Source organism: Floridaenema flaviceps BLCC-F50 (assembly GCF_041929275.2).
Lineage (GTDB): Bacteria > Cyanobacteriota > Cyanobacteriia > Cyanobacteriales > Aerosakkonemataceae > Floridanema > Floridanema flaviceps.
Genome location: NZ_JBHFNR020000001.1, coordinates 3,155,803 through 3,170,211 on the forward strand (window position 1 = coordinate 3,155,803; position 14,409 = coordinate 3,170,211).

The window sequence follows — 14,409 nt, forward strand, 5'->3', positions numbered from 1 at the left end:
TTGGAGGAATGAATTAAATGCTCGGTCAAACCGCGATCGGTAGCGCTGCTAATACACCCTCTGGTAGCCGCGTTTTTCGTTACGAAGTCGTTGGGTTACGCCAAAACGATGAAACTGACAAAAACAACTACTCCATTCGTCGTAGCGGTAGTGTGTTTGTCACCGTACCCTATAGCCGCATGAATGAAGAAATGCGGCGCATCACCCGCTTAGGTGGCAAAATCGTCGGCATTCATCCAATGGGTGCAGAAGAAGCCGCCAAAGAACCCGCGAAAGCAGAAGAATAGGGGAAACTTGATTATAAGCTATGCAGGAATCCGATCCTGAAAGAATAGGCGCACAGGGAGATTCCCCATCGCTTACCGTAGAGCAAGCGATCGCCAACCTGAGCCACGAAGATACAAGTCTGCGTTACTATGCAGCTTGGTGGCTGGGTAAGTTTCAGGTGAGAGAACCAGCGGCAATAGAAGCTCTGATTGCAGCTTTAGAAGATGAAGCCGATCGCACAGAGTTAGGCGGTTATCCCCTCAGACGCAACGCAGCTAGGGCATTAGGAAAACTGGGAGATCTTAGAGCAGTACCAGGCTTAATTAAATGTTTGGATTGTTCTGATTTCTACGTGCGCGAAGCAGCTGCACAGTCGCTGGGCAAATTGGGCGATCCAAGTTGTATACCAGTGCTGGAGCAGCTGCTATCTGGTGGTTTAGCTGCCGCAGTGCCAGTACCGGGAAGACCCCACCTAGCCGAACCTTACGAAGCAGTCATGGAAGCATTGGGTGCATTGGGAGCCAAAACAGCCATCCCTTTGATTCAACCCTTCCTCCTCCACCCAGTCGCACGAGTTCAGTATTCCGCTACTAGAGCCATGTATCAGTTGACCCAAGAGCAAATCTACGGGGAACGCTTGGTACAAGCTTTGTCAGGAAAGGATATTCAACTGCGTCGAGTCGCACTCTCTGACTTAGGTGCAATTGGTTATTTACCAGCAGCAGAAGCGATCGCTACTTCCGCAACAGAAAACAGCTTCAAATTAATTGCCCTTAAAGGCATTCTCGAACACCAACTTAACCCAGAACAAGCGCAATCGCTTAATGACGCAGCCATCAGAGTTATGACTTTGATGGATTCGCTGTTATAGTCTGTTATTTGTCCTTCGTCATCCGTCATTTGTCCTTTGTCATCTGGGAAAAGTGATTTTTTAAATAGCGAGAGAAAATTACTTTTACACTCACTATTGACATAAGACATAAGACCAATGACTTATAACCAAATGACCGATCATCAGCAACTTATTCAAGCTGTAGAACAAACCGATTCACCAGAACGCCTGATTACAGCAGTCCGTACTCTAGCAGCCGCCCGATCGGAAGCGGGAATTCCCACATTAATCGCTGCTTTAGGTTATAACAACCCCGGAGCAGCACTCGCAGCAGTCGCCGGACTAGTTCAAATGGGAGCAACAGCAGTACCTCTATTATTAGAACTGCTTGATGGGTATAACTATGGTGCTAGAGCTTATGCGATTCGAGCTTTAGCTGCGATCGCAGACCCCCGCGCCCTAGAAGTTTTACTCAACGCCGCCAAAAGCGACTTCGCCCCTAGCGTCCGTCGTGCTGCAAGCAAAGGATTGGGAAATTTGCACTGGAATCAACTTGAATCTAGCCAAATACAACTTGCCCAAGAAAGAGCTTTTCAAACATTAGTAGAAATCTGCCAAGACACCGATTGGTCGATTCGCTATGCAGCAATTGTTGGCTTGCAAACAATGGCTAATCAAACCGATTTCCACAGCAAAATTTTGGCACATTTTCACTCCTTGCTCCAAACAGAAACCGACTTAGCCGTTCGCGCTAGAGTGCAATTAGCCATCAATTCCTAATTTCGTCATTCGTCATTTGTCCTTAGTTATTTGTTAGCAAATAATCACCAATGACATAAGACCAATGACATAAGACTAATCAACTAGAAAAAGAGAACTAGTTAAAATGTCAATACCTCTCCTAGAAATTACTCCCACCACGCAAAATCAGCGTGTACCCGGTTACGAAGTTCCTGACGAAGATGATTCCCCAATGTATCGTCTGGCGGATGCCATTTCTGATGCAGACATTGATGCCATAATTTGGGCTGGATATCGCCAAATCTTCAGCGAACACCTAATTTTAGAAAGTCACCGTCAACCATCCTTAGAATCTCTCCTAAGAAATCGAGTGATTTCTGTTAGAGAGTTTATTCGCGGATTAGGAAAATCGGAAGTTTACCGGGGATTGGTAGCAGATACTAACTCGAATTATCGGTTAGTTGACATTACTTTCAAACGCTTCTTAGGACGTGCAACTTACAACAAAGACGAGCAAATTGCTTGGTCAATTGTAATTGCTACAAAGGGATTACATGGCTTTATTGATGCCATTGTTGATAGCGAAGAATATGTCCAAAACTTCGGTGATGACATTGTTCCTTATCAACGCCGTCGCTTCAACGAAAGACCTTTTAACTTAGTTAATCCTCGTTATAGCGATTACTGGCGCACTCGCCAAATTGCTATAGAAGGTCGTACCTACTACGAAGTAAAAGTCTCCGGTCAAGGAAACCTAGAAAGACGCTCAGTGCGTTCTGCTATTCCCAACACATTTTTGGAAATGGCAAAGGGTATTGTGACACCACAAATCGACTTTCAACGCGATCGCGATCGGGCAATTAACACCGCCAGAAGCGTCCAAATTCCCGAAATGACTCGCAAAGGTGCCACAGTTAAACCATCAGTCAGCCGCACGGAAGTTTCCCTTCCTTACAGCTACATCCCTGCTGATCCTAAAGTCTAGTAATTTTAGATTTTAGGGTTTAAATTTTAGATTAAATCCAAATCTAAAATTTTTCATCCAGCATCCAACTCAAAACACAAAAAGAGACTCATGTCAATACCTTTGCTAACTTACAAACCCTCCTCGCAAAACCAGCGAGTAGCGGGTTATGAAGTACCCAACGAAGATACACCCTATATCTATCGTCTTGAAGATTGTGTTGATGAAACTGACATCCAAGAATTAATTTGGGCAGCTTATCGCCAAGTCTTCAGCGAACATGAAATCCTCAAACGTTTTCGCCAACCAGGTTTAGAATCTCAGCTGAAAAATCGCTCTATTACCGTGCGCGATTTCATTCGGGGATTGGCAAAAACCGAGGCATTTTATCGCTTAGTTGTGGAAACAAACTCTAACTATCGCGTTGTAGAAGTTTGCCTCAAACGTATTTTGGGACGTGCCCAATACAATAAAGATGAAGAAATTGCCTGGTCAATTAAAATTGCGACCAAAGGCATTGGCGGATTTATTGACGCACTAGTTGATAGCGAAGAGTATCAAACTAACTTTGGTGACAATACAGTACCTTATCAACGTCGTCGTTATAAAGACCGTCCCTTCAACTTAGTAACACCTCGCTACGCTGGCTACTGGCGTGACAAACAAGAGGACGCACGTTACAAATGGGGCGCTGTGGGGAACTTTTTGGACATGGCGCGATCGCTCAAGATCACCCCTGTCACCCAAACTACCAAAGTTGACACAGCGAACATCAAAATTCCTGACACAACAAGGGATAATAAGCCTGAAGCTCGCGTATCGGTTAACCCAGTGGCAAGTTTCCCCGCCCGTAAATAGGCAATCCAATTCACAGCCAATCTTACCAAATTAGGAGATTATTGCATGGCTCTGCCGTTGCTCACATACAAACCATCATCCCAAAACCAGCGGGTTAAAAGTTTTGGAATCGCGGATCTCAACGAAGATACACCTTATATCTATCGCCTAGAAGATGCCGCTTCCCCTGCTGAAATCAGAGACTTAATTTGGGCAGCTTATCGCCAAGTTTTCAGCGAACACGAAATCCTCAAATTCAACCGTCAAATCACCGTAGAAACTCGTTTCGCCAACCGTTCCATCACAGTCCGTGACATGATCCGGGAATTGGCAAAATCTGAAGCTTTCTACCGTTTAGTTGTTTCCGTTAACAACAACTATCGCTTAGTAGAAATCTGTCTCAAACGCTTTTTAGGTCGGGCACCTTACAACAAAGACGAAGAAATCGCTTGGTCAATTGTAATTGCTACCAAAGGTTTTAGCGGTTTTGTTGATGCTTTATTGGACAGCGATGAATACACCAACGCTTTTGGTGATTTCACCGTACCTTACCAACGCAAGCGTATGGAAGCTCGTCCTTTCAACTTGGTAACTCCTCGCTACGGCGAAGACTTCCAAGAAAAAGCAGGTACAGTTACCACCGACTGGCGCTTTACCTTGGACAAATTCTACAGCGCTAAATCCAAACAACGCCGTTTACCAGAAGGCGATCCTGGCAAGTTCAAAGATATGGCAGCAACAGTGAATACTAAGCGCTATTACGCTCAAAATATCCCTGCTTCCAGCATCGATTACCTGAACAAAGTACCAAGACGCTAATCAAGGTTTTAATTCACATTCTGTGAGTTAAATCTAAAATCCTCTCATCAAAAATCTAAAATCCACTAGCTGGGTCTGACCTTTGGGAGATAGCCAACTAATATTTGATTAGTTGTTATTATCTCAGCGGTTTAGACCCAGTTGTTGTTTACTGCTAATGAGGAATCTGTGAAAAAAATCAGTACAGACAATGCCGGAAATCTTTTTGTGGCAACTACTACTGATGATTCTGCCAACAATTTGCACAGTATTAGGTTAGCAGCTGATGACGCTTTAACAGGTACAGAGCGATCGCTTTCCCAAATCCCAGTTAGCAGTGGAGTTAGCTTTTTGGACTTTATGTTTGATCGCACAGGCAATCTTTACACTCTGAATCGCGATCGTGACTACATTGCAACATTAACTAAGTACAACATTAGTGGGATTAAAGAATGGTCAATGTCCAAATCTGACACCTTCTCTGCATCCTATGCTACCGTCGGTAACGATAACAACATTTACGCAGTTGAAGCCCCCCTTTATAATGTAAATTCAGAAACAAGCATTGGCAAATTCTCACCAATCTCCAATTTTTTGTGAGTGATTCCCAGCAAGATCCCCGACTTCTTCAAGAAGTCGGGGATCTGTGTACCGTTGATTTATTTCAGCCTCTAAATTACTTACTTACCTTCAGCAGAACCTTTTTGCCCATTAGGGGGCGCAACTACTACACCTTTATCAGCAGCACGTTGTTCGCGTTTTTTGCGTTCAGCTTTGACGGCATCTTCCATTATTACTAATGCCTGAGCCATTTTCTCTAAATTGCTGCGGTAAAGTTCCAGATCTTTTTGTACTTTGTCTTCTGGCAAATGCAAACCACTACTAATTTTTTTGAGTGCTTCAGTCACTTGCTTGGGATCTTTTGCTAATTCGGGATCTGCTTGTTCAATTAAATTAAACAAACCGACAGCAAATAAGCGACTGTATTTAAATTTTTGGTTGTTGGCGATCGCTTGCAGAGTTCCTTGTAACTCCCCTGCATCACCAAAAGACTCTTGACTAAAGCTATCAATCACCTCTTTTGCCGATCGCTGCGCCACAAAAGACCTTAACCTTTCAGCATCCTGCTTATAAGTTTGGGCATCACTTCCCACCGCTTGACAAAGTGCAGCAAATATGGGTTCTTTGTCCGCTTCCGGGCGATAACCTTGCATAAAGCGATCGAAGGTAGTCACCACCCCTAAAGCATAGATAGGGTCATAGCTGAAGTCATTATTGACCGAAAGCAAGTGCATTTCCACCATTAACTCTTCTACCACTCGCCGATAAATCGTGTTAATCGGACGAGTGTGGAGGGAGTAGAAAGTTCGCTTAGTATCTGAAACAGTGCGGACGTTGTTCACGGAAAACAATTAAGGAGGAATTAAATTTATTGTCTCCTTTAAGGGTAACTTTGCCAAGCAGTTTTTGCGAAAGCAGGAGGGGCAAAGGCTCCAGGGACTCCAGGGACTCCAGGGGCAAGGGAGCTCTCGGAGTTTTTCCCTAACCCCTAACCCCTACCCCCTAACCCCGCCCCAGTCCCCAGTCCCCTAATGCGTTAAAATTTAAGACTGTGACCTTTCCCCGGTCTTGAGATGAGATTTTCTGACCAATTAATTGCTTTAGCTAGCTACATGGCAGGTGAGTTTGATAATCAGGCACAAGCGATCGCAGATCCAGCTTGGTACGTTCACCTGCGACTTTGGCAGCGACCTGTACCATTGTTTACTGAAGATAGCATCACCTTATTTGCCGAACAAGCCAATATTGTTAATTTAGAGCAAGCTTATCGACCGCGAATCATTCGCCTGCGAGAACGAACAGAGCTTGACTCCTCCCTCCAGGTGCAGTATTACATGATCGAAGACCCGGCATTAGTACAGGGGGCGGGGCGCGATCGAGAAAAACTGAAAACCTTAACCACAGAGCAAATAGAATTCTTGCCCGGTTGTACCCTTAACGTCACGCAAAATTCTTTAACCACCCAAACCTATCACTTTCAAGCATCTTTACCCCCAGATGCCCGTTGCTGCTTCACCTATCGTAATGAAACCTACCAAGTTTCTCTCGGATTTGAAGCCACTCCCGAACACTTTCTAAGTTATGACAAAGGTATAGATCCTCAAACAGGAAAAGCGATTTGGGGAGCATTGCTTGGCCCTTTTCGCTTCACCAAACGCCAGGATTTTTCTACCGAAATAACCCTTTAGGGTGCAGGGGAGATGGGGCGATGGGGCGATGGGGCGATGGGGCGATGGGGCGATGGGGCGATGGGGGGATGGGGAGATGGGGGGATAGGGAGATGGGGAAAAATTCTCTCCCTATCTCCCCACCTGGAGCCCCTGGAGCCCCTGGAGCCCCTGGAGCCCCTGGAGCCCCTGGAGCCCCTGGAGCCTACTAACTAGCAATGGTGCGGGGTACACCTTCTAAAGCTTCTTCCTCAGTTTCAAAGATTTCAAATACCGAGTCCATCATCGTCACTTCAAAAACCAATCTAGCTTCTGGATGCACACTACAAATACGGAAGCTCCCCTTAACTTTATCTGCATCTCGCATTCCAGCCACCAATGATGTGAGGCCAGAACTGTCGATAAAATTGACTAGACCCAAATTCACGACCACATGACGGCTGAGTTTAGAAATACATTCTTGCAACTTTAGGCGAAATTGCCATGCAGTTGTAATGTCCAGGCGACCTGCTGGAGTCAAGACGATTACAGTAGTGCCGTCTTGGGTCGTGTGGGTTTTTTGTTCGATCTGAATCACTGACCCTCCCCTTGAAATCGTAAGAGTTTAGAGTTTTTGCACACAACCTAAATCTTATAAACCGTCAAGCAATCCCAGGTAAGTGGGTGCCAATATGAAATTTATAAGATCCACAGTTGTACACTTTTGCGGTTATAGGAAATAGTATTTTTTTGTTTCTCTTACTATTGTTCCCAGGCTGAGGCAAAAATGAATAACCTGTTTAATTTTGGGTTGTTCATCTCAGTAGTTTAACTCAGACTTCTGCATCAGTTGCAGTCCAGTTAGCCCAATCTTGAGGCTTCAAGAAGGTTTCATATAATTGGGCTTCTGGGGTGTTAGGTTCTGGCTGATAGCCATATTCCCAGCGTACCAGAGGTGGTAAAGACATCAGAATGGACTCGGTGCGTCCGTTGGTTTGCAGACCGAAAATGGTGCCGCGATCGTAAACGAGGTTAAACTCGACGTAGCGCCCGCGACGATAAAGTTGGAAGTTACGTTCGCGATCGCCATACTCCAAATTCCGGCGACGTTCTACAATCGGAGCATAAGCAGGTAAAAATGCCCTCCCACAATCTTGGATAAAAGCAAACAACTCTTCCCAAGTGCGGGTCAAGGAACCAACCTTAGCACTATGAAGTGCTGCTTGCCCATTAGTATTATTTGCCCGATACAATTCCCCTTGAGCATCTTGGTAATCAAAAAACAAACCACCGACTCCCCTAGTTTCCTGACGGTGCTTCAAGTAAAAATACTCATCACACCAATATTTAAACGTCGGATAGTACTCTGGATGGTGAGCATCACAAGCTTGTTTCAAAGTCTTGTGGAAATGAGCCGCATCCTCAGCAAAAGGATAGTAAGGTGTCAAATCAGCACCACCACCAAACCACCAAACTGGCCCTGCTTCAAAATAACGATAATTTAGATGTACCGTCGGAATGTAAGGGTTGCGGGGGTGCAATACCATCGAAGTCCCAGTAGCATAGAAACCATGTCCAGCAGCTTCCGGGCGTTGTGCCAAAATCGAGGGCGGTAAATGTTCGCCCCAAACTTCCGAAAAGTTAACACCGCCTTGCTCAAAAACAGCACCTTCGCGCATCACGCGAGAACGACCTCCACCGCCTTCTGGTCTTTCCCAAGAATCTTCTTGGAATGTGCCTATGCCGTCTAATGCTGCCAAACCTTGACAAATTTCATCTTGGATTTGGCGCATAAACTGGCTAACTCTAGCTTTGGAATCAGCTGGAGGTGCAGAATTAGAGGAGGTTACTTCGGAAGTTGAAAAAGCCATCATATAAACACTTAAATCCCAATATTACGCAAACGAATAGCCCTAGAGAAAGAAGAGAGCGTTTTTAGATTAACTCGAATCGGGTCTTCACGGATAAACAACTAAGTTAACTTTAATTGAGGGCAAAAGATAAAAATTCTCATTTGAAGTCGAGAGTAGGGAACAGAATAAATTCTCTAATCGTCCCCTAGTCCCCTAGTCCCCTAGTCCCCTAGTCCCCTAGTCCCCTAGTCCCCTAGTCCCCTAGTCCCCTAGTCCCCTAGTCCCCTAGTCCCCTAGTCCCCTAGTCCCCTAGTCCCCTAGTCCCCTTGTCCCCTTGTTACCGCGTTAGCAGGCAAAAAATTTCTGAGGGGGGGATGTTATCCAATACACAATTAGCATACAATCAGGCTGTCTTGGAGGCTTGCTAAGGGAGGATTACTATGATTCCCAATTTTTTCTCCAAATCTGTCCGTAAAAGAGTCCGAAAGAGATACCGAGTTTCTTTAGCCAGGACGTATAAAGCCCTGAGTTCTGCCTCGGTGGATGCTCTTTGGCAGAAAATGACGGATTTAGCTGATGTGTCTTGGCATCCTTTGTTAGCAAGTACGAATGTCCCTAAAGGATTGGTGGCTAAACCTGGTTTGATTTACCAGGCGATAACGCGATCGATCCTACCCATTCCGATTCAGATTTTTGTCGAACAAGTCAGACCCAGAGAGTTATTGAGCGTCCGAATTATCACTCTACCAGGGCTGGAAGAACGAGTGACTTACAAAGTTGAGTCAACTGTTTGTGGCACTCAGATATCTTATTCTGTCACCTTACAGGGTTGGTTGTCGCCATTAATTTGGTCTTTAATTCGATCGAGCGCAGCAAGGGTGGCGGCACAATTAGCTGATGCAGCAGAACAAAACCCGTTATTAAGATAAGGCGAGATTCAAAATACACTCCGAATCAAACCGCCATCAACTCTCAGACTGGCACCATTAATGGCAGAAGCTAAGGGACTAGACACAAATGCCACCAAATCAGCGATTTCTGAAGTACGAATCAAACGCCCAATTAAGGAAGTGGGACGATTTTCGCTCATAAAGCGTTTTTCGGCTATTTCATAATCAACATCAGGAAAAACATCTCGAATTAATTCCACAACTCCAGAGGTTTTTGTTGAACCTGGAAGAACCGAATTAACTGTTACATTTGTTCCTTTTGTTAGTTCAGCAAGACTGCGAGAAATGGAAAGCTGCATAGTTTTAGTTGCGCTATAATGAACCATTTCCATAGCAGGATTAATGGCAGATTCGCTGGAAATAAAGACAATTCGCCCATAGTTACGGTCTAACATTTTTCGCAAATAATGCCGACTCAAGCGCACAGCACTGAGAATATTTACTTCAAATATTTTGAGCCATTGTTCATCAGTGGTTTCAAAAAAATCTACTGCTTCATAAATACCTAAATTATTGACAAGGATATCAACTTCTGGATATTGAGCGATCGTATGAAGGCAGCCGGGGGCAACACCGTTATCTGCTACCAAGGGCAGGAGTTTTGCTTGGGGATACTCGGAAGAAATTTTTTCAATTGCACTGTTGACACTGTTTGATGTTCTCCCATTAATAATCACACTAGCTCCTTCACGGGCTAAGGTGCGAGCAATTTCTAAACCGATGCCACCCGCAGAAGCAGTCACAAGTGCAGTTTGATTTTGCAGTTGTAGATCCATTTTTACTCCCCATTGAGTTTAGTTTATTGGAAACTGAAAAAATTGCTCCCCTGCTCCGAGAGTTGCGGGGGTCTCTCTACTGTCTCAATAAATAATTTAGATGGGTGACAGTTTAGACTCTGACCACCATTAGTTAAGATTTTAAAAGAATTAACCTCAAAACACCCCGAAAAACAAGGGGAGAACACTAATGTCAGAAGTTCTCAATGTCAGCACAATTTTAGAAGTATTGCGTCCAGTCCAAGACCCGGAACTCCGCAAAAGTCTGGTGGAATTAAATATGATTCGCAACGTCAAGGTTGATGCTGGCAATGTCAGTTTTACTCTTGTGTTGACGACTCCAGCCTGTCCTTTGCGCGAGTTTATTGTGGAAGATTGCCAAAAGGCAGTGAAGAAATTACCAGGGGTGACGGATGTCAAAGTAGATGTAACCGCAGAAACACCGCAGCAAAAATCTCTGCCCGATCGCACCGGAATTGCTGGGGTAAAAAATATATTAGCCGTTTCCAGTGGTAAAGGTGGTGTAGGCAAAAGCACCGTCGCCGTAAATGTCGCCGTAGCTTTGGCGCAAGCTGGCGCGAAAGTGGGGATGATAGATGCCGATATTTATGGTCCGAATGTCCCCACAATGCTGGGACTTTCCGAGGCTAAGGTAGCAGTACGGCAAACTGCTCAAGGGGAAATTTTGGAACCAGCTTTTAATCACGGTGTAAAAATGGTTTCAATGGGCTTTTTAATTGATAAAGACCAACCTGTAATTTGGCGTGGCCCAATGCTCAATGGCATTATCCGACAGTTTCTTTACCAAGTGGAATGGGGGGAACTGGATTATTTAATTGTGGATATGCCTCCGGGAACTGGTGATGCTCAGTTAACTTTAGTGCAAGCAGTGCCAATGGCGGGGGCTGTGATTGTGACTACGCCGCAAAATGTGGCTTTGTTAGATTCCCGCAAAGGATTAAAGATGTTCCAACAGATGGGAGTCCCAGTTTTGGGCATTGTGGAAAACATGAGTTATTTCATTCCTCCTGATTTGCCCGATACGCCTAACGGCACGCTACGCGAACGCCAGTATGACATTTTTGGCTCTGGTGGTGGCGAAAAAACCGCAGCGGAATTAGGTGTAAGCTTACTCGGTTGTATACCTTTGGAAATAGCCTTGCGTGAAAGTGGCGATCGCGGTATACCTATTGTGGCTGCTGACCCAGATTCCGCTTCTGCTAAAGCCTTAAAGCAGATTGCCGGACAAATAGCCGCCAAAGTTTCCGTTGCTGCCTTAGCTTAGTCAAGAGATGGGGGGATGGGGGGATGGGGGGACAAGAGGACAAGGGCAAGATCTTTGAATTAGCTCTTCAACTCTCCCTACCTCCTCTGACAAGTGCCCAATCCCCTTGCCTTCTGCTATAAAATTGAGAACTTGAAATCTAAAATTGCTCTGTTCCCTGGAGTCCGATCTAAAAAATCATGATGTTCAAGTCAATCAAAACATTTCGTTGGAAGTCTGTGATCTTACCCTGGCAGCAAGCTGACCTTTGGTTACTTCTGCTGCCTCTGGGACTTTCCATTTTAGGCGGCATCATGATCCGTAGTACGGAACTCAATCAAATTAAACCTGAGTGGTGGATGCCTTGGGTTTTTGCTCTGAGTGGTTTAGCAGCGGTGCTAGTGATATTGGTAGTAGCAGCACGATATGTCGCTCATGAATATTGGCAGCAATGGTTGATTGGTGGCATTGCTTTTGGTTTGATTTTAATTAAAGCCTTTTTAGCTGCTCCCAAGTGGTCAGAACATATCCTCATTGCTGTCGTCGGTATATGCTTAATGCTGTTATGCGCTCGTTGGCGTTATGAAAACTTGATTAAATGGCATTGGATTATCTACGGCATTACCAATCTGTCTCTGGTATTTGTAATGATTGCTGGTACAAGTGCCAAAGGTGCCCAACGCTGGATTGCGATCGGTTCCTTTAATGTTCAGCCTTCAGAATTTGCTAAGTTATCTTTGATTATTACTCTAGCTGTGCTCTTAAGTGCTAAAGATTCTGCAACTATGGGTTCTTTAGTCAGGTCTTTGGCAATTACAGCTGTTCCTTGGGGTTTAGTTTTTTTACAACCAGATTTGGGAACTTCTTTGGTTTTTGGTGCGATTACTCTGGGAATGCTTTACTGGGCTAATGTGAATCCAGGTTGGTTGCTCTTACTCAGTTCTCCTCTTGTCTCAGCAATTTTGTTTAATGTTTATTTACCGGGATGGTGCGCTTGGTCAGCATTAATGGCATTGATTGCCTGGAAAACTTTACCTTGGCCTATCAGGGGTGCTGTGGGTGCTGTGGCGATTAATTTATTGGGTGGTGAAGCTGGGCATATTTTTTGGGGTTTGTTGAAGGATTATCAAAAAAATCGCATCATTACCTTTTTGAACCCGGAACACGATCCTTTAGGTTCGGGATATCACTTAATTCAATCTCGCATTGCTATTGGTTCGGGTGAACTTTGGGGCAGGGGTCTATATCATGGAACTCAAACTCAGGGAAATTTTGTTCCTGAACAACACACGGATTTTATTTTCTCAGCAATTGGTGAGGAATTGGGTTTTGTGGGTTGTATTGCGGTTTTGCTGGCTTTTTGGTTCTTTTGTCTCCGTTTGGTGATGATTGCTGAGAGTTCTAAGAGTAATTTTGGTTCTCTGTTAGCTATTGGTGTTTTGGCAATGATTGTGTTTCAGGTGATTGTCAATATCGGCATGACTATTGGGATGGCACCTGTGACGGGGATTCCTTTACCTTGGGTGAGTTACGGGCGATCGGCTATGTTGACTAATTTTATTGCTGTAGGATTGGTAGAATCGGTGGCAAATTATCGACAGCGGCTTAAGTTTTAGTTGGGACTGGGGACAAGGGGACTCTTGGGACAAGGGGACTCTTGGGACAAGGGGACTCTTGGGACAAGGGGAATGTTTACCTTGTGCCCCTGGAATCCCTGGAACCCCTGAAGCCTTCGACAGATTGCATAGTAAGCTAATTAATGAAGCAATCACTGAGGAGATAATCATGTTTTTGCCCGGATCGGCTGTGCGTGTTAAGAATGTCAATGATACTTATTACGGTTTTCAAGGATTAGTGCAAAGAGTGACTGATGGTAAGGCAGCTGTGTTGTTTGAAGGTGGGAATTGGGATAAATTGATTACTTTCCGCCTTGGGGAATTGGAACTGGTAGAAACAACGGCTGGTAAGAAAAAGGGCAAGTAAGTAATTGGTAGTGGGTAGTGGGTAGTGGGTAGTGGGATTACTATTATCTACTATCTACTACCAGCCTTAATCTTATAAAGAGTAATTTGATTTAATAAATAATGAAATTGCCTATTACCAACTACCAATTACCAATTACTAATTAGTTAAAATTATGCGTCTTCCTTTACCACAATTTTCTGGTGGGACTCGCCACCCGAATCATTTTGCTGAGGTGATCGTCACCTCAACTTCGGAGTTTTTGGCTCAATGTTTGGAACCAGAAACTTTGAGTTTTCCGGCAATGCCTCCTTTTGGTAGTTGGGTGCGATCGCTAGATGAAGAATCAGATAATCTAATTTATGCTGTGGTTTATCATGCCACTACTTTACCTATTGATTCGGTGCATCGTGCCCGTGCTTTAGGTATGTCTCTGGCAGAATTAAGGGAAGAACAACCGCAGATTTTTGCGATGCTAAAAACTGAGTTTAGCGCCGCTATTGTGGGTTATAAAACTCCGGGAAAACAGCCAAGTTTTTATCAACATATTCCTCCCCGTCCTCCCCAAATTCACCAAGCTGTTTATTTTTGTCAACCTGAAGAAATAATTGTATTTAGTGAAGAGTTAGATTTTTTGCGAATGCTCCTGCAAATACCGCAAGCGCCTGTGGATGCACTTTGTGCGGCAGCAATTCGAGAAATTTATCAGTTAAGAAAGGGCGATCGCACTTGGTTGGTGAAGGCTGGACGTTATTTAAGTACCTTACTTAGAGATGATTACGATCGCTTAAGAGTTATTTTAAGTCAAATCCATTTGTAGTAAATTATCTGTCTCTGTTTAATTAGGAAAATTGTAACTATAACAACAATTAAATTTTAGATAAAAATCTATTTCTTAAAAATTTTTACTCAGAAATACTAAATATTAAATCTATCTATAGACTAGTAGACTCAGTAT

17 protein-coding genes are annotated in these 14,409 nt (G+C 44.3%); 13 read left to right on the forward strand and 4 right to left on the reverse strand.

The genetic code is table 11. The annotated features are described in order from the left end of the window. The first annotated feature begins 17 nt into the window (after window positions 1-17). The 7 genes from cpcD to ACE1CI_RS15255 all read left to right on the forward strand — a co-directional run bounded on the left by cpcD (window position 18) and on the right by ACE1CI_RS15255 (window position 5,039). Window positions 18-287 (forward strand): rod-capping linker protein CpcD, encoded by a 270-nt coding sequence (gene cpcD / locus ACE1CI_RS15225; RefSeq protein ID WP_413262931.1) that lies wholly within the window; start codon window positions 18-20, stop codon window positions 285-287. 20 nt (window positions 288-307) lie between these two features. Continuing rightward, window positions 308-1,138: a C-phycocyanin alpha-cysteine-84 phycocyanobilin lyase subunit CpcE gene (gene cpcE, locus ACE1CI_RS15230; protein WP_413262930.1), complete on the forward strand. Its 831-nt coding sequence runs from the start codon at window positions 308-310 to the stop codon at window positions 1,136-1,138. A 132-nt stretch (window positions 1,139-1,270) separates the two neighbouring features. Further along, window positions 1,271-1,879: a C-phycocyanin alpha-cysteine-84 phycocyanobilin lyase subunit CpcF gene (gene cpcF / locus ACE1CI_RS15235; RefSeq protein WP_496615613.1), complete on the forward strand. Its 609-nt coding sequence runs from the start codon at window positions 1,271-1,273 to the stop codon at window positions 1,877-1,879. A gap of 106 nt (window positions 1,880-1,985) precedes the next feature. Next, the gene (cpcG1, locus tag ACE1CI_RS15240) at window positions 1,986-2,825 is read left to right on the forward strand and encodes a phycobilisome rod-core linker protein CpcG1 (RefSeq protein ID WP_413262928.1); all 840 of its coding nucleotides are present in this window, start codon (window positions 1,986-1,988) and stop codon (window positions 2,823-2,825) included. Window positions 2,826-2,915: 90 nt separating this feature from the next. Then, window positions 2,916-3,662 carry a phycobilisome rod-core linker protein CpcG2 gene (cpcG2, locus tag ACE1CI_RS15245; protein WP_413262927.1) on the forward strand — a complete coding sequence of 249 codons (747 nt, stop codon included), beginning with the start codon at window positions 2,916-2,918 and terminating at the stop codon, window positions 3,660-3,662. A gap of 45 nt (window positions 3,663-3,707) precedes the next feature. Then, on the forward strand, window positions 3,708-4,460 hold the full coding sequence (gene cpcG4 / locus ACE1CI_RS15250) for a phycobilisome rod-core linker protein CpcG4 (RefSeq protein WP_413262926.1): 753 nt from the start codon (window positions 3,708-3,710) through the stop codon (window positions 4,458-4,460). Window positions 4,461-4,628: 168 nt separating this feature from the next. Then, on the forward strand, window positions 4,629-5,039 hold the full coding sequence (locus ACE1CI_RS15255) for a hypothetical protein (protein ID WP_413262925.1): 411 nt from the start codon (window positions 4,629-4,631) through the stop codon (window positions 5,037-5,039). A gap of 80 nt (window positions 5,040-5,119) precedes the next feature. Here ACE1CI_RS15255 and psb29 read toward each other — a convergent pair whose 3' ends face one another. After that, window positions 5,120-5,842 carry a photosystem II biogenesis protein Psp29 gene (psb29, locus tag ACE1CI_RS15260; protein ID WP_413262924.1) on the reverse strand — a complete coding sequence of 241 codons (723 nt, stop codon included), beginning with the start codon at window positions 5,840-5,842 and terminating at the stop codon, window positions 5,120-5,122. 231 nt (window positions 5,843-6,073) lie between these two features. Here psb29 and ACE1CI_RS15265 point away from each other — a divergent pair, with 231 nt between their 5' ends. Then, window positions 6,074-6,688 (forward strand): chromophore lyase CpcT/CpeT, encoded by a 615-nt coding sequence (locus ACE1CI_RS15265; protein WP_413262923.1) that lies wholly within the window; start codon window positions 6,074-6,076, stop codon window positions 6,686-6,688. Window positions 6,689-6,875: 187 nt separating this feature from the next. Here ACE1CI_RS15265 and ACE1CI_RS15270 read toward each other — a convergent pair whose 3' ends face one another. Both ACE1CI_RS15270 and hemF read right to left on the reverse strand, forming a co-directional pair. After that, window positions 6,876-7,244: an STAS domain-containing protein gene (locus tag ACE1CI_RS15270; RefSeq protein WP_193986826.1), complete on the reverse strand. Its 369-nt coding sequence runs from the start codon at window positions 7,242-7,244 to the stop codon at window positions 6,876-6,878. A gap of 235 nt (window positions 7,245-7,479) precedes the next feature. Continuing rightward, a complete protein-coding gene (gene hemF, locus ACE1CI_RS15275; protein WP_413262922.1) occupies window positions 7,480-8,520 on the reverse strand; it encodes an oxygen-dependent coproporphyrinogen oxidase in 1,041 nt (346 codons plus the stop codon). 419 nt (window positions 8,521-8,939) lie between these two features. Between hemF and ACE1CI_RS15280 the strand changes: the two genes are divergently transcribed. Next, window positions 8,940-9,428: an SRPBCC family protein gene (locus ACE1CI_RS15280; protein ID WP_413263266.1), complete on the forward strand. Its 489-nt coding sequence runs from the start codon at window positions 8,940-8,942 to the stop codon at window positions 9,426-9,428. Window positions 9,429-9,436: 8 nt separating this feature from the next. Here the strand turns inward: ACE1CI_RS15280 and ACE1CI_RS15285 are convergent, their stop codons facing one another. Then, window positions 9,437-10,225 (reverse strand): SDR family NAD(P)-dependent oxidoreductase, encoded by a 789-nt coding sequence (locus ACE1CI_RS15285; RefSeq protein WP_413263267.1) that lies wholly within the window; start codon window positions 10,223-10,225, stop codon window positions 9,437-9,439. Between the two features lie 190 nt (window positions 10,226-10,415). On the opposite strand from ACE1CI_RS15285, the gene ACE1CI_RS15290 reads away from it, so the two are divergent. The 4 genes from ACE1CI_RS15290 (at window position 10,416) to ACE1CI_RS15305 (ending at window position 14,271) form a co-directional block, all read left to right on the forward strand. Continuing rightward, a complete protein-coding gene (locus ACE1CI_RS15290) occupies window positions 10,416-11,510 on the forward strand; it encodes an Mrp/NBP35 family ATP-binding protein (protein WP_413263268.1) in 1,095 nt (364 codons plus the stop codon). Between the two features lie 179 nt (window positions 11,511-11,689). Then, on the forward strand, window positions 11,690-13,105 hold the full coding sequence (rodA, locus tag ACE1CI_RS15295) for a rod shape-determining protein RodA (RefSeq protein WP_413263269.1): 1,416 nt from the start codon (window positions 11,690-11,692) through the stop codon (window positions 13,103-13,105). A gap of 169 nt (window positions 13,106-13,274) precedes the next feature. Next, window positions 13,275-13,472 carry an NAD(P)H dehydrogenase subunit NdhS gene (locus ACE1CI_RS15300; protein WP_413263270.1) on the forward strand — a complete coding sequence of 66 codons (198 nt, stop codon included), beginning with the start codon at window positions 13,275-13,277 and terminating at the stop codon, window positions 13,470-13,472. Window positions 13,473-13,626: 154 nt separating this feature from the next. Beyond that, window positions 13,627-14,271, forward strand: coding sequence for a hypothetical protein (locus tag ACE1CI_RS15305; RefSeq protein ID WP_413263271.1), 645 nt, complete (start codon window positions 13,627-13,629; stop codon window positions 14,269-14,271). Window positions 14,272-14,409: the final 138 nt, after the last annotated feature.